Annotated in this window: 20 protein-coding genes and 2 other annotated features; of the genes, 19 read left to right on the top strand and 1 reads right to left on the bottom strand. The window is 46.9% G+C overall.

The window, feature by feature from the left end; translation table 11 throughout:
- Positions 1-110: 110 nt before the first annotated feature.
- Both AC1RRX_RS08315 and ysxE read left to right on the top strand, forming a co-directional pair.
- On the top strand, positions 111-2039 hold the full coding sequence (locus tag AC1RRX_RS08315; RefSeq protein WP_053103946.1) for a LysM peptidoglycan-binding domain-containing protein: 1929 nt from the start codon (positions 111-113) through the stop codon (positions 2037-2039).
- A gap of 33 nt (positions 2040-2072) precedes the next feature.
- Entirely contained in the window at positions 2073-3095 is a 1023-nt protein-coding gene (ysxE, locus tag AC1RRX_RS08310; RefSeq protein WP_144464246.1) for a spore coat protein YsxE, read from the top strand.
- Between the two features lie 14 nt (positions 3096-3109).
- Here ysxE and AC1RRX_RS08305 read toward each other — a convergent pair whose 3' ends face one another.
- The gene (locus AC1RRX_RS08305) at positions 3110-3301 is read right to left on the bottom strand and encodes a YszA family small membrane protein (protein WP_003152639.1); all 192 of its coding nucleotides are present in this window, start codon (positions 3299-3301) and stop codon (positions 3110-3112) included.
- 172 nt (positions 3302-3473) lie between these two features.
- Positions 3474-3695 (top strand) — a binding site (T-box leader).
- Between the two features lie 58 nt (positions 3696-3753).
- On the opposite strand from AC1RRX_RS08305, the gene AC1RRX_RS08300 reads away from it, so the two are divergent.
- The 17 genes from AC1RRX_RS08300 (at position 3754) to spo0B (ending at position 19039) form a co-directional block, all read left to right on the top strand.
- Positions 3754-6396 carry a valine--tRNA ligase gene (locus AC1RRX_RS08300; protein ID WP_042635394.1) on the top strand — a complete coding sequence of 881 codons (2643 nt, stop codon included), beginning with the start codon at positions 3754-3756 and terminating at the stop codon, positions 6394-6396.
- A gap of 58 nt (positions 6397-6454) precedes the next feature.
- Positions 6455-7747, top strand: coding sequence for a bifunctional folylpolyglutamate synthase/dihydrofolate synthase (locus AC1RRX_RS08295; protein ID WP_144464173.1), 1293 nt, complete (start codon positions 6455-6457; stop codon positions 7745-7747).
- 139 nt (positions 7748-7886) lie between these two features.
- Positions 7887-8639, top strand: a complete 753-nt coding sequence (locus AC1RRX_RS08290; RefSeq protein WP_012118107.1) for a prepilin peptidase — start codon at positions 7887-7889, stop codon at positions 8637-8639.
- A 126-nt stretch (positions 8640-8765) separates the two neighbouring features.
- Positions 8766-9767 (top strand): SPOR domain-containing protein, encoded by a 1002-nt coding sequence (locus AC1RRX_RS08285; protein ID WP_032866593.1) that lies wholly within the window; start codon positions 8766-8768, stop codon positions 9765-9767.
- Between the two features lie 140 nt (positions 9768-9907).
- Positions 9908-10477, top strand: coding sequence for a Maf family protein (locus AC1RRX_RS08280; protein ID WP_007408164.1), 570 nt, complete (start codon positions 9908-9910; stop codon positions 10475-10477).
- A 31-nt stretch (positions 10478-10508) separates the two neighbouring features.
- Complete coding sequence (gene radC / locus AC1RRX_RS08275; protein ID WP_007408165.1) at positions 10509-11204, top strand: RadC family protein; 696 nt, start codon at positions 10509-10511, stop codon at positions 11202-11204.
- A gap of 91 nt (positions 11205-11295) precedes the next feature.
- Positions 11296-12309, top strand: coding sequence for a cell shape-determining protein MreB (gene mreB, locus AC1RRX_RS08270; protein WP_003152647.1), 1014 nt, complete (start codon positions 11296-11298; stop codon positions 12307-12309).
- A 30-nt stretch (positions 12310-12339) separates the two neighbouring features.
- Positions 12340-13203 (top strand): rod shape-determining protein MreC, encoded by an 864-nt coding sequence (gene mreC, locus AC1RRX_RS08265; RefSeq protein WP_007408166.1) that lies wholly within the window; start codon positions 12340-12342, stop codon positions 13201-13203.
- Positions 13200-13718: a rod shape-determining protein MreD gene (gene mreD / locus AC1RRX_RS08260; protein WP_007408167.1), complete on the top strand. Its 519-nt coding sequence runs from the start codon at positions 13200-13202 to the stop codon at positions 13716-13718. The genes mreC and mreD overlap by 4 nt, the downstream gene beginning before the upstream one ends.
- 53 nt (positions 13719-13771) lie before the next feature.
- Positions 13772-14452, top strand: coding sequence for a septum site-determining protein MinC (gene minC / locus AC1RRX_RS08255; RefSeq protein WP_003152653.1), 681 nt, complete (start codon positions 13772-13774; stop codon positions 14450-14452).
- Positions 14453-14454: 2 nt separating this feature from the next.
- Positions 14455-15258 carry a septum site-determining protein MinD gene (gene minD / locus AC1RRX_RS08250; RefSeq protein ID WP_016938784.1) on the top strand — a complete coding sequence of 268 codons (804 nt, stop codon included), beginning with the start codon at positions 14455-14457 and terminating at the stop codon, positions 15256-15258.
- 127 nt (positions 15259-15385) lie between these two features.
- A complete protein-coding gene (locus AC1RRX_RS08245) occupies positions 15386-16189 on the top strand; it encodes a M23 family metallopeptidase (protein ID WP_007408168.1) in 804 nt (267 codons plus the stop codon).
- On the top strand, positions 16182-17048 hold the full coding sequence (locus AC1RRX_RS08240) for a M50 family metallopeptidase (protein WP_020956150.1): 867 nt from the start codon (positions 16182-16184) through the stop codon (positions 17046-17048). The genes AC1RRX_RS08245 and AC1RRX_RS08240 overlap by 8 nt, the downstream gene beginning before the upstream one ends.
- A 58-nt stretch (positions 17049-17106) precedes the next feature.
- Positions 17107-17180 (top strand) — a sequence feature (ribosomal protein L21 leader region).
- A 13-nt stretch (positions 17181-17193) separates the two neighbouring features.
- Positions 17194-17502: a 50S ribosomal protein L21 gene (gene rplU, locus AC1RRX_RS08235; protein WP_003152660.1), complete on the top strand. Its 309-nt coding sequence runs from the start codon at positions 17194-17196 to the stop codon at positions 17500-17502.
- Between the two features lie 2 nt (positions 17503-17504).
- Complete coding sequence (locus AC1RRX_RS08230) at positions 17505-17846, top strand: ribosomal-processing cysteine protease Prp (RefSeq protein ID WP_012118103.1); 342 nt, start codon at positions 17505-17507, stop codon at positions 17844-17846.
- A 12-nt stretch (positions 17847-17858) separates the two neighbouring features.
- Positions 17859-18143, top strand: a complete 285-nt coding sequence (gene rpmA, locus AC1RRX_RS08225) for a 50S ribosomal protein L27 (protein ID WP_003152662.1) — start codon at positions 17859-17861, stop codon at positions 18141-18143.
- Between the two features lie 317 nt (positions 18144-18460).
- Positions 18461-19039, top strand: coding sequence for a sporulation initiation phosphotransferase Sop0B (gene spo0B, locus AC1RRX_RS08220; protein ID WP_007408171.1), 579 nt, complete (start codon positions 18461-18463; stop codon positions 19037-19039).
- Positions 19040-19049 lie beyond the last annotated feature (10 nt).

The raw sequence follows: 19049 nt of genomic DNA, 5'->3' as shown, positions 1-19049 counted from the left end.
AGACTTGTATCGGCTTTTTTCAATGCCTCCATTATCATATTTTCCCGGATTGCGGCATACACCTTTAGTGACATCTAATTGTATGGATTAGATGAAAGGAGGATATGAACTTGCCGCATAATCACCGATTGCAATTTTCTGTTGAAGAATCAATCTGTTTCCAAAAAGGACAGGAAGTTTCTGAATTACTTTCGATTTCGTTAGACCCTGACATCAGGGTGCAGGAAGTAAATGATTATGTCTCAATTAAAGGATCATTAGAACTTACTGGCGAGTACAACATAGATCACAGCAGTCATTTTGAAGAGCTTGATAGGGAGCTGAGGCATGTAGAGGAAGTGAGGGCGAGGGAGGATGGCACGGCCGAGCTCATTCATTGTTTCCCGGTGGACATTACGATTCCGAAAAATAAAGTGAGCCACCTCAATGATGTTTTCGTATTTATCGATGCCTTTGATTATCAGCTGACGGATTCAAGGATCTTAACCATTCAGGCTGATTTGGCAATTGAAGGGCTGCTTGAGGAATCCGAGCCAAAAGAGCCGGAGATCCCTCTGTACGTGGCGCCTGAATTTGCCAGAGAAGAAATGATCAATCTTGCCGGACATCATTCGGAGGACGAAAACGAACCAGAATTAATGATACGCCATGAGCCTGAAATACCTTTGACTGTATCAAAAGAAGCAGCACAAGAAACCGAGAAGAACGAGGAAGAAACCCAGCCTTTACTCAGGCAGGAGGAAGAAGAGCAGGAAACTGCCTCTATTCTGAGGGAACGGGAAGAAGAAGAGCAGGAAACTGTCCCGATTCTGAGGGAGCGGGAAGAAGAAGAGCAGGAAGCAGCCCCGATTCTGAGAGAGCAGGAAGAAGAAGAGCAGGAAGCAGCCCCGATTCTGAGGGAACGGGAAGAAGAAGAGCAGGAAGCAGCCCCGATTTTGAGGGAGCACAAAGAAGAAGAGGAAGAAACTGCCCCGATTCTGAGGGAGCAGGAAGAAGAAGAGAAAGAAACTGCCCCGATTTTGAGGGAGCAGGAAGAAGAAGAGCAGGAGACTGCCCTGATTCTGAGGGAGCAGGAAGAAGAAGAGCAGGAAGCAGCCCCGATTTTGAGGGAGCGGGAAGAAGAAGAGCAGGAAGCAGCCCCGATTTTGAGGGAGCGGGAAGAAGAAGAGCGGGAGACTGCCCCGATTCTGAGGGAGCAGGAAGAGGTGCCGAAACCTGTTTCCTTTACTGAGCCTCCTCCTCCCGTTTCTTTCCAACACGAAGAAGAGCCGGAAGAAGCTGAGGAGCCTGCAATCATGTCGGCTGTGAGGAATGAACCTGTATTTGAGGATGATTCAGCAGAAGTCCAGGAAGAGCCAAAAGATGATATCGAAAAGGTTTTCCCTGCGTTCACTCTGACTCCGCATGCAGAAAAACCAAAAATTGCGGAACAGCCCTTCCTTCAAAAAGAAGAGCAGCCAGAGGCCGAGCCGCTTCTCCGTCAGAGCGATCATGAGGCGGCAGAAGACGAAGATGAGCCTGCGGTTTTTCAAGAAGAGCAGGCGCCCGTTTATCGCGAGTTCGTTCCGGAACGGCAGGAAGAGGAGTTTTACAGCGCTCCTAAGCTGCTTGAAGAAGAGGCTCATGATGAAGAAGGGTTTGAAATTGAGGTAAGGAAGATGGCGCCGCCGGAGGAGGAAACCGGGAAGCCTCTCGATTTGTCTTTTCAGTTTTCCAAACTGCCGCCTGAGGAGCCGGCGCAAGCTGAACCGCCTGAGCCGCTTAAGTCTGAAAGAAAGAATGAAGAAGCGGCACCGGGAACCGAGCAGAAGGAAAATGACAACTCTCATTACTTGACAAAATTATTTACAAGGGAAGAAGAAAAGTTTTCAAGAATGAAAATTTGTATCGTACAGCAGCAAGATACTATCGACCGGGTGTGTGAACGATATGACATAACATCCCAGCAGCTCATCAGAACGAATGCTTTATCGTTTGATGACGAGCTTGAAGAAGGTCAGCTTCTGTATATACCTGAATATAATAACAGCCATGCGTAAGCACAAAGAGGCCGTAAAAATGTGGTGAATGGAATGGAAGCAGTCCAATCAGTGCTTCAGGAATACGGGCTGGCGGCTGAGTATATTGAGCCTGTCAGCCCGCATGTTTGGAAGGTCTACTCAAACTACGGCATTTTTGCTTTGAAACAGCTCAAGCCGGCCCGCAGCAGTGAATTTACGGATCTTATGATTGAGATTGAGGAGAAAGGCTACCGATCATTTGTGCCGATCTGCCGCACGTATGCCGGCGATTTTTTTGCGGGAAGACAGACGGAGAATTCTTATTATTTAATGCCTTGGCTTCAGTACGATCAGGAAGAGGAACGGGACCAAAAACATGTTTACCTTTTTAAAGAGGTCGCGAAGCTCCATTCTGCGACTGTGCGGGACATCCAAATCCGGACTGAAGATATCAGCAGCTTTTATGAAGCAACGAAAAGAGATTGGGAAAATGATAAGCTTGTCTATGAACAATTCGCCGACCGGGCGGAAAAAGAGTGGTACCTTTCACCTTTTGAACTGCAAGCTGTTACGTATCTTACAGAAACGGTTTCCGCCGTCAATTTTGCTCTCGAACGTCTGGAAGAATGGTTTGACGCGGCAAAGGATCATGACAAGACGAGAGCGGTGATCAACCACGGCAGCTTATCGAGCCGCCACTTTCTGTATAATGATGCGGGATCGGGCTTTTTCACGAATTTCGAGAAAGCTGCGCTGGGCCCTCCGCAAAACGACCTGCTCGGCTTTTACTCCAGAATGTTCAGAAGCTATCCGAAAGCATGCCCGGAATGTCTGGACTGGTTTTATACGTATCACAAATCATTCCCGCTCCGTGAAGCGGAAATCAGTCTGTTTCTCAGCTATATGGCTTATCCGTCCGCCATGTACAAAGTGCTGAAACGGTATCAGACCGGCCAAAGGGGCTCTGAAAAAGAAGAGTGCACGCAATTATTAAGAGCGTTTTGGCAGATGAAAAATGTTGAGCCTTTTCTCATGAAGGTTCATCAGATTGAGCGGGAGAAAAAAATAAAAGCGGAAAACGAGTCCTCTTCATAACGGGACTCGTTTTTTTATATCCATTCCAAATGCAGGGCGCACGCTAAAAACAGCAGGATGGCAAGCAGCAGGACATCAAAAGTCGTCGGAAAGAAAATCGTCCTGATCCCCTGAAAGATCGTAATCGGGATAATGACTTGCACGGATACAAGGCGGACCTGTCTGGCCCACTGGGGGAGCGAATAAGAATTGAATTTTTTTCTCACGGGCAATTCCTCCTCACATTCGCCTTTCTATGTATCGTATGTAAGGGAAAGGGCGGGGTGCATGCCCATTTATGTATGACGGCAGCGGTTTTTGGAAAAGATGATTGACGAATCAAAAACACTTTTACTATAATAAAGAACATAATAAATAAGATCATGAGCTGATATAAATACACCTGCTTTGAACGGGAAGAGTACAAGAAAGACGCATGAAGAGAGAGAAGCTACTGTGCTGAAAGGCTTCTTATGCCGTCTCATTGGAAGGTCGCCCGGGAGCATAATTTCTTGAACATACAGTAGAGAAATTCGGGCCGCACCCGTTATCCGTTTAAGTGCATGAACAAATCTGTTCATGAAAAAAGGTGGTACCGCGAAAGAGCTTTTCGTCCTTTATCAGGATGAAGGCTCTTTTTTAGTTGCTCAGCCATTTCTAAACATGCTGGAGGGTTATCATGGATACAAACGAACAAACAATGCCGACAAAATATGATCCGTCTGCGATTGAAAAAGGCCGCTATGATTTTTGGCTGAAAGGAAAATATTTTGAAGCGGGCGGCGATCAAACGAAACAGCCGTATTCTGTCGTCATTCCGCCGCCGAACGTGACGGGCAGGCTGCACCTCGGACATGCGTGGGATACGACGCTGCAAGATATCGTTACGCGTATGAAACGCATGCAGGGCTATGACGTGCTCTGGCTTCCGGGCATGGACCACGCCGGCATCGCCACTCAGGCAAAAGTCGAAGCGAAACTCCGCGAACAGGGCACAAGCCGTTATGATCTCGGCCGTGAAAAGTTTTTAGAAGAAACGTGGAAGTGGAAGGAAGAGTATGCTGATTTCATCCGCAGCCAATGGGCCAAGATGGGACTCGGACTCGATTATTCGCGCGAACGTTTCACTCTTGATGAAGGGCTGAACAAAGCAGTGCGGGAAGTATTCGTCAAGCTGTACAAAAAAGGCTTGATTTACAGAGGCGAATATATCATCAACTGGGACCCTGCCACAAAAACGGCTTTATCCGATATTGAAGTAATTTACAAAGACGTACAGGGCGCGTTTTATCATTTGCGCTATCCGTTAGCAGACGGTTCAGGCTCAATTGAAATCGCGACCACCCGTCCGGAAACGATGCTTGGCGACACGGCTGTCGCGGTTCATCCTGAAGATGAGCGCTACAAGCACTTAATCGGCAAAACGGTGATTCTGCCGATTACAAACCGCGAAATTCCGATCGTCGGCGATGATTATGTTGATATGGAATTCGGATCAGGCGCCGTTAAAATCACGCCTGCCCATGACCCGAATGATTTTGAACTCGGAAACCGCCACAATTTAGAGCGGATTCTCGTCATGAATGAAGACGGAACAATGAATGAAAAAGCGCTGCAATATAACGGCATGGACCGGTTTGAATGCCGCAAAAAACTCGTCAAAGATCTTCAGGAATCCGGTGTTCTCTTTAAAATCGAAGACCATATGCATTCTGTCGGACATAGTGAGAGAAGCGGCGCCGTTGTTGAGCCGTACCTGTCCACACAATGGTTTGTCAAAATGCAGCCGCTGGCCGATGCTGCGGTTGACCTTCAGTCAAAAGAAGAGAAAGTTCACTTCGTTCCTGACCGGTTCGAGAAAACGTACCTGCACTGGATGGAAAATATCCGTGATTGGTGTATTTCCCGTCAGTTGTGGTGGGGCCATCGCATCCCGGCTTGGTATCATAAAGAAACAAAAGAAGTGTACGTCGGCCTTGAGGCGCCTAAGGACAGTGAAAATTGGGAACAGGATTCAGACGTGCTTGATACATGGTTCAGCTCCGCGCTTTGGCCGTTTTCTACAATGGGCTGGCCTGATGAAAACGCTGAAGACTTTAAGCGGTATTACTCAACCGATGTTCTTGTAACGGGATATGACATCATTTTCTTCTGGGTATCCCGGATGATTTTCCAAGGTCTTGAGTTTACCGGCGAGCGTCCGTTCAAAGACGTGCTGATTCACGGCTTAATCCGTGACGAGCAGGGCAGAAAAATGAGTAAATCCCTTGGGAACGGCGTGGACCCGATGGATGTCATCGACAAGTACGGAGCGGATTCCCTGCGCTATTTCCTGGCAACCGGAAGTTCACCGGGACAGGATCTCCGTTTCAGCTATGAAAAAGTGGAATCCACATGGAATTTCGCAAATAAAATTTGGAACGCCTCCCGTTTTGCATTAATGAACATGGACGGCATGACGTATGACGAGCTTGATCTGTCCGGTGAAAAATCAGTTGCTGATAAGTGGATCCTCACAAGACTGAATGAAACGATAGAAGACGTAACCCAGCTTGCGGATCGTTATGAATTCGGCGAAGTCGGACGCCACCTGTACAACTTTATCTGGGACGATGTGTGCGACTGGTATATCGAAATGGCAAAGCTTCCGCTGTACGGGGAAGATGAAGCGGCGAAGAAAACAACCCGTTCTGTTCTGGCATATGTGCTTGACCAGACGATGCGTCTTCTTCACCCGTTTATGCCATTCTTAACGGAAGAAATCTGGCAGCACCTTCCTCATGAAGGCGAGTCAATCACGATCAGCTCTTGGCCGGTTCCGGTGCCGGAACATACGGATAAAGAGGCAGCGGCGGATATGAAACTGCTCGTTGAATTAATCCGTTCTGTCCGCAATATCCGGAGCGAAGTCAACACGCCGATGAGCAAGCAGGTTGAGCTTTACATTAAAACAGCTACCGAAGACATTGCCGGCCGCCTTGAGAAGAACCGTTCTTACGTTGAACGCTTTACGAATCCGAGCACGCTGAAAATCGGGACGGATATCACTGCGGCAGACAAAGCGATGACAGCGGTCGTCACCGGAGCGGAAGTCATTCTGCCGCTTGAAGGGCTGATTAACATTGATGAGGAGATCGCCCGTCTGCAAAAAGAATTCGACAAGCTGACAAAAGAGGTCGAACGCGTTCAGAAAAAACTCGGCAACGAAGGATTCATTAAAAAAGCTCCTGAGCATGTCATTGAAGAAGAACGCGGAAAAGAGAAAGACTACACGGCAAAACGCGAAGCTGTCCGGCAGCGGATTGCAGAGCTGAAAGGCTGATAAAACAGCGGGGCGGTTTCCTAAGAAACCGCCTTGTCGTATAAAAGAGGGGATTTCATTGTTTAATACGTACAAAGAAGCGATCAGCTGGATTCACGGCAGACTCAAGTTCGGCGTTAAGCCGGGCCTTCTCCGTATGGAAAAGCTGATGGAAAAACTGGAACACCCGGAAAAGAACATTCGCGCCATTCATGTGGCGGGCACAAACGGCAAAGGATCGACCGTCGCTTTTATCCGTTCCGTGCTTCAAGAAGCCGGTTATACGGTCGGCACGTTCACATCGCCTTACATTATTACGTTTAATGAGCGTATCAGCGTCAACGGCACGCCGATTTCTGATGAGGAATGGAGAACGCTCGTTAATGACATAAAACCGATAGTCGATGAGCTTGATAAGACCGATGCCGGAACGGTGACAGAATTTGAAATCATTACAGCGTGTGCATTTTTATATTTTGCGAAGCGGGCTGATATCGATTTTGTCATTTTTGAAGCGGGGCTCGGCGGCACATTTGATTCAACCAATATTGTGAATCCGCTCCTGTCGGTCATTACAAGTATCGGACATGACCATATGGCGATTTTAGGAAATACCATCGAGGAGATCGCCGGGCAGAAAGCCGGTATCATTAAAAATTCCATTCCGGTCATTACGGGCGTCAATCAGCCGGAAGCACTCGGCGTCATTGAAGCGGAAGCCGAAAAAAAGCAGGCTCCGTATCAGTCACTATATAAAACGTGCAGACTGTTTAATGAAGCGGCGCTTCCGTCCGGTGAAAGCTTTTCGCTGGAAACGGAAACGAAATGCTATGAAAACATTCAAACGTCGCTGATCGGCATTCACCAAAGGCAGAATGCGGCATTGGCGATATTGGCCGCTGAATGGGTGAATCGTCTGGGAGCCGCAGCCATTTCTGAAGAAGCGATGCGAAACGGCCTGAAAAAAGCATCGTGGCCGGGCCGGTTTGAACGTCTTCAAAGCCGCCCTTTAGTGTTTGCGGACGGCGCCCATAACGAAGAGGGCGTTGAAACGCTGACAGAAACGATCCGGCAGCGCTTTGCCGGTAAAAACGTCCATGTCGTATTCAGCGCATTAAAAGACAAACCGTATCAGGAAATGATTAAAAAGCTTGAAACCGAAGCGGATTCCATTCACTTTGTATCATTTGACTTTCCGCGTGCTTCAAGCGCCGAAGCCCTTTATAACGCAAGCAGTCTAGCGGATAAGAGCTTCGATGAGAACCCGGACAGTGTGAAAGAATGGATAGAACAAAAAGACGGGGCGGATGATGTCATCATCATTACCGGCTCCTTATATTTTATTTCAGAAATGAGAAAGCGGCTTATCTGACAGCCCCTCGGATGCCCGGCAGACCATTTTACGGTTTTGCCGGGTGTTTTTATGCTGAAAATATATTTTCAGCCATTTCAGTCATGGTGTTTTTCTTTGCTATAATCTGAGCCAGATTGATAGTAAAGGTGTGGTCTGAGTGCTTTTGATTCTGTTTTTTCTCGGCTTGATTTTCGGTTCTTTTTTTTATACAGCAGCGTGCCGTATCCCGCTGCGAATCTCGGTTATTTCGCCGCGTTCAGCCTGTTCGTTTTGCCGCTTGCCGCTCTCCTGGGGGGAGCTTGTGCCCGTCGTTTCCTATATTCTGCAAAGAGGCAGATGCAGAAACTGCCGTGCGAAGCTGTCGGTTATGTATCCGGCGGCGGAATGCTGGACGGCGTGTTTATTCACGGCTGCAGGCATTCATTTCGGTTTCTCAAAAGAACTGTTAGTCGCGCTGTTATTTCTGTCTCTGCTCATGATTGTTACTATGACGGATCTGCAATATATGCTGATTCCTGACAAGGTTCTGCTGTTTTTTCTTCCGCTTTTCATCGCCGGCCGTATGTTTTCTCCGCTGGATTCATGGTATGCAGGGTTTGCCGGAGCCGTTTGCGGATTTTTTCTGCTTGTTTTTATCATGTTTGTCAGTAAAGGAGGCATCGGCGCAGGTGATGTGAAACTGTTTGGGGTGATCGGCCTGACGCTCGGCGTGAAGCTCGTGCTCATTGCATTCTTTCTCTCCGTTATGATCGGAGCCGTATACGGTATGTGCGCCGCAGCCCGGGGCAGGCTTGGTAAAAAGCAGCCATTTCCGTTTGCGCCGGCCATCTCAGCCGGGAGCGCTTTGAGTTATTTATACGGTGAAGAGCTGTTTTCGTTTTACATCAAGCTCGCTTCAGGCGGGGCTTGAAAAATTTGGCGAACGTTTTTTGGACAAGACGACAAAAGTCTTGTTCTTTTTTTTTTCGCCTATGCTAAAGTGTGAACCATGATCAGTTCAAGGTACGGCCAAGACGAATGCAAGGGGGAAGAGACGTTGAAAAAAAGGAAGAGCAAAAAGCACAGCAACGCAAAAAACAATGCCCTTAAAGTAACCATTAACGGACAAGAAGAAACGATGTATGGACAAGAAGATGTGAAAGAAGGCGGGGAGAAAACCGTCACATTTTCAAATTGGGAAGAAACAAAAAAGGCGGAGCAGGAGACCGCCGCATCCCATGAAGATCCGAAAGAAGAAGATTTCAATTGGGATCATGAGAAGAATTCTGAGGTATTTGAAGATGACCCGAAAGTCGTTCCGCCATACCAGAAGAAAAAAAACGGCCCTCATTTTCCGAAAAAAAAGCAGCCGTCTTCTCCAGTTAAAAAAGCGGTCACGACAATTGCCGTTGCGGCTGTTTTAGGCACCGGGCTCGGCCTTGTCGCCTTAAATATGTCGGGAAGTAAAGAAGCCTCCGCTCCGGCATCAGCTGACAAAGGTTCACAAGGGCAGACGGCGAAAGCGGGAGATGTTTCTAAAGACAAATCTGAAACAGCCGGCACAGGAGATGCGGAATCTTCAGAGGGAAACTATAAAACATATGCGGTGCAGGCCGGAAAATTTTCATCAGAAAAAGGAGCGCAAACGCTTGTTGACCAGCTGACTGAAAAAGGATACTCGGCCGTCTCTCTGGCAAAAGAAGACGGATACACATACGTGATCGCCGGGCTTGCAGCGGAAAAAAGCCTATCACAGCAATTGGGTCAGACACTGATAGACCATGATTTTGAGGCTTGGGGCGGAAAAGAGCTCAGCTTTGCGGTCGATTCAGGACTGGAAGACTCTTTTAAACAAGCATCTGAGCTCTCCGCCAAAGCGATTACCGGCAAAGATCTTTCAAAAACGGAAGTGGCTGAAGCGGCAAAAGCGGCAGACGGTGCAGACGCCGCTGACAAAAAGCAGAAAGAGGCCGTGCTTCAAGCGCTGAAAGAACTGGAAACGTCGGGTTCGGAATCCGGCTGGAAAGCCCAAAAAGAGCTTTTAAGTGTTGTAAAATAGTATCTCATTTCCCGTCATCCGGCGGGATTTTTTATTTTGTCATCAAAAAGTTATTTTTCTGAAATTGTGGTTGCCCGTTTGATTTGGTAGGATAGACAAGTATCTTTTTTTCTTAAGCAAACCCTGAAAGGATGACAATCATGACAAAACGCTTAATACTCGCATCACAATCTCCGCGAAGAAAAGAACTCCTTACTCTTCTTCAGATTCCTTACAGCATTATTGCAAGCCGCACAGAAGAAAAATTAAATCGAAACCTTTCGCCGGAAGAAAACGTCCAATGTTTGGCCGAGCAAAAAGCCGGAGCTGTATTGGCCGAAAATCCCGATGCAGTCGTTATCGGGGCTGACACGATGGTGTGCATAGACGGCGAATGCCTCGGCAAACCGCATGACAGAGAAGAAGCGGCACACATGCTGCGGAGGCTTTCCGGCCGAAGCCATCAAGTCATTACGGCGGTCAGCATTCAGACGCATGACCGGAAAGAAACGTTCTGTGACACGACGGAAGTGACGTTTTGGCCGCTCAGTGAAGACGACATACAGCTCTACATTGAAACAAAAGAACCGATGGATAAAGCAGGTGCATACGGCATCCAAGGAAAAGGCGCGCTTTTAGTGAAAAAAATAGACGGTGATTTTTATTCTGTCGTCGGGCTTCCTGTCGCTAAAACAATGAGAGCCTTGAAAGAATTTAATATAAAAGCTTGATGTTCAAACCGGGAAGGGGAACAAGGAGGGGTTGATCATCCGTGATCTGCCGTTAAAATTAAGAGATTTCCCCGAAAAAGAAAAACCGAGAGAGCGGCTTCTGCACTTCGGAGCCGAACATCTCTCTAACAATGAATTGCTCGCCATCCTGCTGCGGACGGGAACGAAACATGAGTCCGTCATGAACCTCGCTCACCGGCTGCTGCGGACGTTTGACGGGCTGCGACTGTTAAAAGGCGCCTCTGCCCAGGAGCTTTCCAGCATTCCGGGAATCGGCACGGTGAAAGCCGTTCAGATTCTTGCCGCAATTGAGCTGGGGAGCCGCATTCATAAGACATCCGCCGGGGAGCATTGCGTCATCCGCTCTCCGGAAGACGGGGCGAAGTATGTGATGGAGGATATGCGCTTTTTATCCCAGGAGCATTTTGTCTGTTTATATTTAAATACCAAAAATCAAGTCATTCATAAACGCACCGTTTTTATCGGAAGTCTGAATTCATCTATTGTCCACCCGCGGGAGGTGTTTAAAGAAGCTTTCAAACGATCCGCCGCGTCCTTCATTTGCGTTCACAATCATCCTTCAGGAGATCCTACACCGAGCAGGGAAGATATAGAGGTAACCAGGCGGCTTTTTGAGTGCGGAAATTTAATCGGCATCGAGCTGCTGGATCATTTGGTCATTGGTGACAAAAAATTTGTGAGTTTAAAGGAAAAAGGATATTTGTAACACTTTTTTTTTCGTTGATTTAAGATATAATAGATTTTATGAGTTTTTCCCTTTAGGGTATTTTTGCTTTAAGAAAGGAAGATACATACATATGTTCGGAATTGGTACAAGAGACCTTGGTATAGATTTGGGAACCGCGAATACGCTTGTGTTTGTTAAGGGTAAAGGAATCGTAGTGAGAGAGCCGTCTGTCGTTGCTCTGCAAACGGATACGAAGTCAATCGTTGCGGTCGGTAACGATGCGAAAAACATGATCGGAAGAACTCCGGGCAACGTGGTCGCGCTCCGTCCGATGAAAGACGGCGTTATCGCTGACTATGAAACAACTGCGACAATGATGAAATACTACATTAATCAGGCTGTGAAAAATAAAGGATTGTTTGCGAGAAAGCCTTACGTTATGGTGTGTGTGCCGTCAGGTATTACGGCCGTTGAAGAACGGGCGGTCATCGACGCGACAAGACAAGCGGGCGCACGTGACGCTTATCCGATTGAAGAACCGTTTGCAGCAGCAATCGGCGCGAATCTTCCGGTATGGGAGCCGACGGGCAGCATGGTCGTTGATATCGGCGGCGGAACAACTGAAGTGGCGATCATTTCTTTAGGCGGCATTGTCACGTCTCAGTCAATCCGCGTAGCCGGTGACGAAATGGACGACTCAATCATCAGCTATATCAGAAAAACATATAATCTGATGATCGGTGACCGTACGGCGGAAGCTATTAAAATGGAAATCGGTTCAGCAGAAACCGGTGAAGAAAATGCGTCAATGGAAATCCGCGGCCGCGATCTTCTGACAGGTCTGCCGAAAACGATCGAAATCACGGGAACGGAAATTGCAAATGCACTGCGTGATACAGTTCTCTCAATCGTTGACGCGGTGAAGAGCACGCTTGAAAAAACACCGCCTGAGCTGGCCGCTGATATTATGGACAGAGGTATTGTATTAACAGGGGGAGGCGCCCTGCTCCGCAATCTCGACAAAGTCATCAGCGACGAAACGAAAATGCCTGTTCTTATCGCTGAAGATCCGCTGGATTGTGTTGCGATCGGCACTGGAAAAGCACTGGAGCACATCCATCTTTTCAAAGGAAAAACAAGATAATCAGGAGTTAAATAGAAGAGGTGTATCACGATGCCGAACAAACGGTTAATGCTATTACTTCTGTGTATTATCATATTGGTGGCTATGATTGGATTCTCGCTGAAGAACGGCCGTAATACCACCTGGCCTGAAAAGCTGATCGGTGATACGACGGGAGTATTTCAAAACATTTTTCACACGCCTGCCGAATATTTTGCAGGGTTCTTCGGGGACATAAAAGACCTGAAAAACACGTACAAGGAAAACGAACGCTTAAGACAAAAGCTGGACGGACAGACACAATATGAAGCGAAGCTCCAAGAACTCAAAGATGAAAACAAGAAGCTGCGTGATGAACTCGGGCATGTCAAATCAATTTCCGACTATGATCCGATTTTAGCGACCGTTATCGCCAGAAACCCTGATCAATGGTACAAGCAGATCATGATCAATAAGGGAACGAAGCAGAAAGTGGCCAAAGACATGGCTGTCACGAACGAAAAGGGTGCGCTGGTCGGGAAGATCAAAAGCAGCGGACTCAACAGTTTCACATCCGCCGTTCAGCTGCTGAGCGATGTTGACCGCAATAACAGAGTGGCCACCAAAATCTCCGGCAAAAAGGGCAGCAAAGGCTACGGTTTAATTGAAGGGTATGATAAAAAGAAGCAGACTCTGAAAATGACCATCCTTGAGCCGGATGAAAAACGTGAAGTGAAAAAAGGCGACCTCGTGGAGACATCCGGAACGGGCGGCGTATTTCCTCAAGGGCTGACGGTCGGGGAAGTGACCGATGTAGAATCAGATGCTTACGGCCTGACGAAAATCGCTTACGTGAAACCGGCTGCCGACCTGTACGATCTTGACCATGTCATCGTCGTGAACCGAAGCGTAGCAACAGGGGAGGAAGGATCGTGAAACGTTTCCTTCTCCCTTTGATTATGATTTTGGTCTTTTGTGCGGAAAGCATCTATACGGATCTGGTGCGTTTTCCTTTCGTTTCCGTCGAGCAGCAGGTCGTTCCGCATTTTCTTTTGCTTGCGCTGATTTTTATGTCCGCTTATATCAACCAAAAGCATGCGGTGATCTACGGTTTGATTTTCGGATTTCTTTATGACATCAATTATACGGGTGTTTTAGGCGTTTATATGTTTGGTTTTGCCGGTTTATGCTATCTGGCGGCCAAAGCGTTTAAAGTGCTGCAGACAAACGCCCTGATGGTCATTCTGGTTGCAGTGCTGAGCGTATGTGTGCTTGAATTTTACGTCTACGGCATTCAGACGTTAATCCGCAGCGGCACTATGACGTTTAACGATTTTGTCATTCAGCGGTTCTTGCCGACTGCTTTGCTGAATATTGCGGGAGCTGTTATATTAGTCCTGCCCTTCAGGCTGTTTTATATAAGTCTGAAGAAAGAATTAAGAGATGAGTAAAAAGGATTTTATCTTTTTTTGACGAAAAGAGTATGTTGTTGAGGTGAACATTGATGAAGACCAAAAAGCAGCAATATGTAACAATAAAAGGAACAAAAAACGGCTTAACATTGCATCTGGATGATGCGTGTTCTTTTGATGAGCTTCTCGATGGTCTTCAAAACATGCTGTCGATTGAACAATATACTGATGGCAAAGGCCAAAAAATCAGTGTTCATATTAAACTCGGGCATCGGTATCTGTATCAGGAACAGGCAGAGCAGCTGACTGATCTGATCGCGTCAAAGAAAGATTTAGTCGTGCATTCAATTGACAGTGAAGTCATTGCCAAAGAAGAAGCGCAGCGGATGAAAGAGGAGCAGGAAATTGTTTCTGTTTCCAAAATTGTCCGTTCGGGCCAGGTGCTTCACGTGACGGGAGATTTGCTTTTAATCGGAGATGTGAATCCCGGCGGTACGATCAGAGCCGGAGGAAATATATTTGTTCTCGGTTCATTAAAAGGGATTGCCCACGCGGGTTATAACGGAAATAACCGGGCTGTGATCGCCGCATCAGAAATGATGCCGACACAATTGAGGATCAATCACGTGTTAAATCGCTCCCCAGACCACATTCAAAAAGGGAACGACATGGAATGTGCTTATTTAGATACTGACGGAAATATGGTCATTGAACGCCTTCAGCAATTGGCTCATTTAAGACCTGATCTAACAAGGCTTGAGGGAGGAATGTGAAATTGGGTGAGGCTATCGTAATAACTTCGGGAAAAGGCGGAGTAGGTAAAACAACAACATCTGCAAACCTCGGTACCGCCTTAGCCATTTTAGGGAAGCGCGTCTGTTTGGTAGACACAGATATCGGACTGCGCAACCTTGATGTCGTAATGGGTCTTGAAAACAGAATTATTTACGACTTAGTAGATGTAATTGAAGGCAGATGCAAGACGCATCAGGCGCTTGTCAAAGACAAACGTTTTGATGATCTGCTTCATTTAATGCCGGCTGCCCAGACAAGCGACAAGACGGCTGTTGTCCCTGAGCAGATCAAATCGCTTGTGCAGGAGCTTAAGCAGGAATTTGATTATGTCATTATTGATTGTCCGGCCGGAATTGAACAAGGCTATAAAAATGCCGTCTCCGGAGCTGATAAGGCGATTGTTGTGACGACGCCGGAAATATCAGCGGTGCGGGACGCTGACCGCATTATCGGACTTTTGGAGCAGGAAGATATCGAACCGCCGCGCCTTATCGTGAACCGCATCAGAAATCACCTGATGAAAAACGGTGACACGATGGATGTGGATGAAGTTGTTCATCATCTCTCTATTGATCTCCTCGGAATCGTTGCTGACGATGATGAAGTGATCAGGGCTTCAAATATCGGCGAACCGATTGCCATGAATTCCAAAAACCGCGCCAGCATTGCGTACCGCAATATCGCCCGGCGCATTTTAGGAGAATCCGTTCCTTTGCAGGTGCTTGAAGAGCAGCAAAAAGGGATGATGGCGAAAATCAAGTCATTTTTCGGCGTGCGTTCATAATATATACCAGAATACAAAGATCTGATGAAGCCCAGCTTATCAGGTCTTTTTTGTTTTTCAAGAGCGCATATTTGCAATGGACAAGACATAGGATGTACAAACCCAACGATTGCAAAGGATGATGGCGATGAGTCACAGAGCTGATGAAATTAGAAAAAGACTGGCCAAAAGAAGAAAACAGCGGCCTGAATCAAAACGGACTTTCGTTCAAAACGCCCAAACGCAGAATTTTCCCGCGTGGCAGACGGTCAAGGAGCAGGAAAAGCACAAGCTTCTACCGGACTACGAATATCAAACGGAACACCCGCCTGAATTTAACGGACGGCACCCATTGATCAGCGCTCATTCTATTATTTTAAAATGCCTGCTGGCCGCCTGTCTCGTACTGATCTCTGCTATTGCCTATAAAACTGACAAACAGCCGCTGAGTCAGATCAAACCGGCGATCGCACAAACCTTTCAAAAAGAATTTCAGTTTGCTGCCGTAAGCAATTGGTTCGTATCTTCCTTCGGAAACCCGCTCGCTTTTCTTACCCCGGGAACGAAAAAGAAGGACGGTCAGGTGGCGGTCAGTCAGGATATGGCCGTTCCTGCCGCGGGGAAAATCCAGCAGGACTTTCAAAATAACGGAGAAGGCGTCGTCGTCGAAACCGCCAGCGAAGCCATTGACAGCGTAAAAGAAGGCTACATTATGGAAGTGAGCAAAGATAAAAAAACAGGACTGACGGTGAAGGTGCAGCACGCCGACAATACCAGCAGCATTTACGGCCGGCTAAAAGATGTTAATGTTTCATTGTACGACTTTGTCGATAAAGGGAAAAAGATCGGTTCGATCAAGCTCAACGATAAAAGTAAAGGCCAGTACTATTTCGCGATCCAGGATGGCGATAAATTCATAGATCCGATCCAGGTGATCACATTTGATGAATAAATGGCTCATCCTCCTTTTTAAAATTCATGTCCATCCTTTTCTTTGGATTATCATGGGGCTTGGTCTTATGACGGGGCACATCAAAGCGCTGCTGTGTCTTTTGCTGGTCGTATCCGTTCATGAGCTGGGGCATGCTGCTCTGGCTGTGTTTTTTTCGTGGCGCATTAAACGCATCTTTCTGCTCCCTTTCGGCGGGACGGTTGAGGTGGAGGAGCACGGAAACCGGCCGCTTAAAGAGGAATTCGCGGTCATTCTGGCGGGCCCGCTTCAGCATGTGTGGCTTCAGGCGGCAGCCTGGCTCTTTTTCATGTCAGGCTTTGCAAGTGAGCAGACATTTGAGATGTTTACCTTTTATAATCTCTCCATTCTTTTCATCAATCTTTTGCCGATCTGGCCGCTTGACGGCGGAAAGTTCGTGTTTTTATACTTCTCTAAACAAATGGCTTTTCAAAAAGCGCATCTCCTCAGCCTGCAGACATCGGCTGTTTCCGCGCTTTTGCTCTGCTGCTGGATTGTGCTGGCCGTCCCCCTTCAGATCAGCGCATGGGTGCTGTTCGTCTTTCTCGCCGCTTCTTTATGGGATGAATACCGGAAGCGGCATTATATTCAGCTGAGGTTTCTTTTGGAGAGATACTACGGCAAAAACCGCGATGTCGCCATGCTGCATCCTTTGACGGTCGCGGCCGATGCCAAAGTAAAGCATGTCATGGCCGAATTCAAACGGGGATGCAAGCACCCCATTATCGTTGAAAAAGCCGGCGAAAAGCTCAGCCAGCTCGATGAAAATGAAGTGCTTCATGCGTATTTTGCCGATAAACGGACAGATTCCTCTATGGAAGACCTGCTGCTGCCTTACTAGAAATAGATTGACATATCCTTTTGGTTCTGATATATTTTTTAATGTTATGGATGTAGCACCAATGCTACAACCGCTCGGGACAGGTGATAAGAGCTTTAAAGCCCCCTGTTGCTGGCGAGTCTTAGTCTAATAGGAGGTGCAGAGAATGTACGCAATCATTAAAACAGGCGGAAAACAAATCAAAGTTGAAGAAGGTCAAACTGTTTACATCGAAAAACTTGCTGCTGAAGCAGGTGAAACAGTGACGTTTGAAGACGTATTGTTTGTTGGCGGAGACAGCGTGAAAGTCGGCAACCCAACAGTTGCAGGCGCGACAGTTACAGCTAAAGTTGAAAAACAAGGCCGTGCGAAAAAAATCACTGTTTTCCGTTACAAGCCAAAGAAAAATGTTCATAAAAAACAAGGTCATCGTCAGCCTTATACTAAATTGACAATCGAAAAAATCAACGCGTAAGCATGATTGAGGCAACAATTCGAAGATCCCGGAATGACGGGGGCATATTGTCCTTTGAAATGACGGGACATGCCGATTTTGCTGAACATGGACGAGATCTCGTATGCGCCGGGGTCACGGCTGTCGTTTTCGGAGCGGTCAATGCGGTTATCGCGCTGGCTCCTCTCGAACCGATTCTTGATATAGGCGAGGACGGGGGTTATTTCTACTTTGAATTCCCTGAAGCCGCTGATCAGGAAGCTTTGCAAAAAGCGCAGCTGCTGATTGAAGGCATGATTGTTTCTCTTGAAACGATCGAGCGGGATTACAGTGAACACTTACGGTTGACTGCAAACCAAATATAGGAGGTGAGTTACATGCTTAGATTAGATCTTCAGTTTTTCGCTTCTAAAAAAGGTGTAGGTTCTACAAAGAACGGACGTGACTCTGAATCTAAACGTTTAGGCGCTAAACGTGCAGACGGTCAATTCGTAACAGGCGGATCTATCCTTTACCGTCAACGCGGAACGAAAATCTACCCAGGTGAAAACGTGGGCCGCGGAGGAGATGACACTCTTTTTGCTAAAATCGACGGAACTGTTAAATTCGAACGTTTCGGCCGTGACCGCAAAAAAGTGAGCGTATATCCTGTAGCTCAATAATGACACAAAAAACTCCGGTCGTTGACTGGAGTTTTTTTTGCAGTAAGCGGAGTAACATCAAGAATGAAAAGCAGAGGATGCGTGAGTGAACCCCGCCTTGAATGAGGACATCAGCTTCCCATACCCACTGGATATGTTCCCCAAGCAGTGATACCAAAAATGTTTCTGCCTGGCATCCGCATTGTATGCGATCCGAAAAAGGAACATGATGAACCAGGAAAAACAAGTGTTTTTTTAACAAAGCCTTCTCTGTTATAATTCATAGTACACACTTATCAAGACTCCTAAAAAGAAATTAAACGATTGGGAGTGCGAAAATGAAGGATGTATCGAAGAAACAAGAAGAACCTGTAAGCGATGCGGCTCTGATCAATGAGCTGATCCAATTAATGGGCCATTTCCGTCATGATTGGATGAATAAGCTGCAGCTGATAAAAGGAAACTTAAGTTTGCAGAAGTATGACAGGGTCGTTGAAATTATTGACGAAATGGTCATAGATGCAAAGCACGAATCAAAGCTCTCAAACCTGAAAACCCCGCACTTGGCGTTTGACTTTCTTACATTTAATTGGAAGTCCCGTTATATGAGGCTCGAATACGAAGTGCTCGGAGAAATTAAAGATTTATCGGCATATGATCAAAAGCTGTCGAACCTGATGAGAAAACTGTTTCATCTGTTCGGTCTGGCGGTAAACAATGAAAGTGAAAATCATCTGACCGTATCGCTGCAGACGGATCACCCTGACAGACAGCTTATTGTATATCTCGATTTTCATGGAACGATTGCAAATGCAGATGTGTTTGATGAATTTCGCAAATCCCGGCATGAGGACTTTGATGTCATGCAATTTGAGCTGACCGGCCATGAATGTGTGGCCGAAATTGGAATGAACTAGCGGTTTTTTA

The sequence above is a fragment of the Bacillus sp. GW821-FHT11D08 genome, assembly GCF_058808515.1.
Note: the sequence above shows the minus strand (reverse complement) of the source record. Positions and strands in the feature narration are given on the sequence as shown.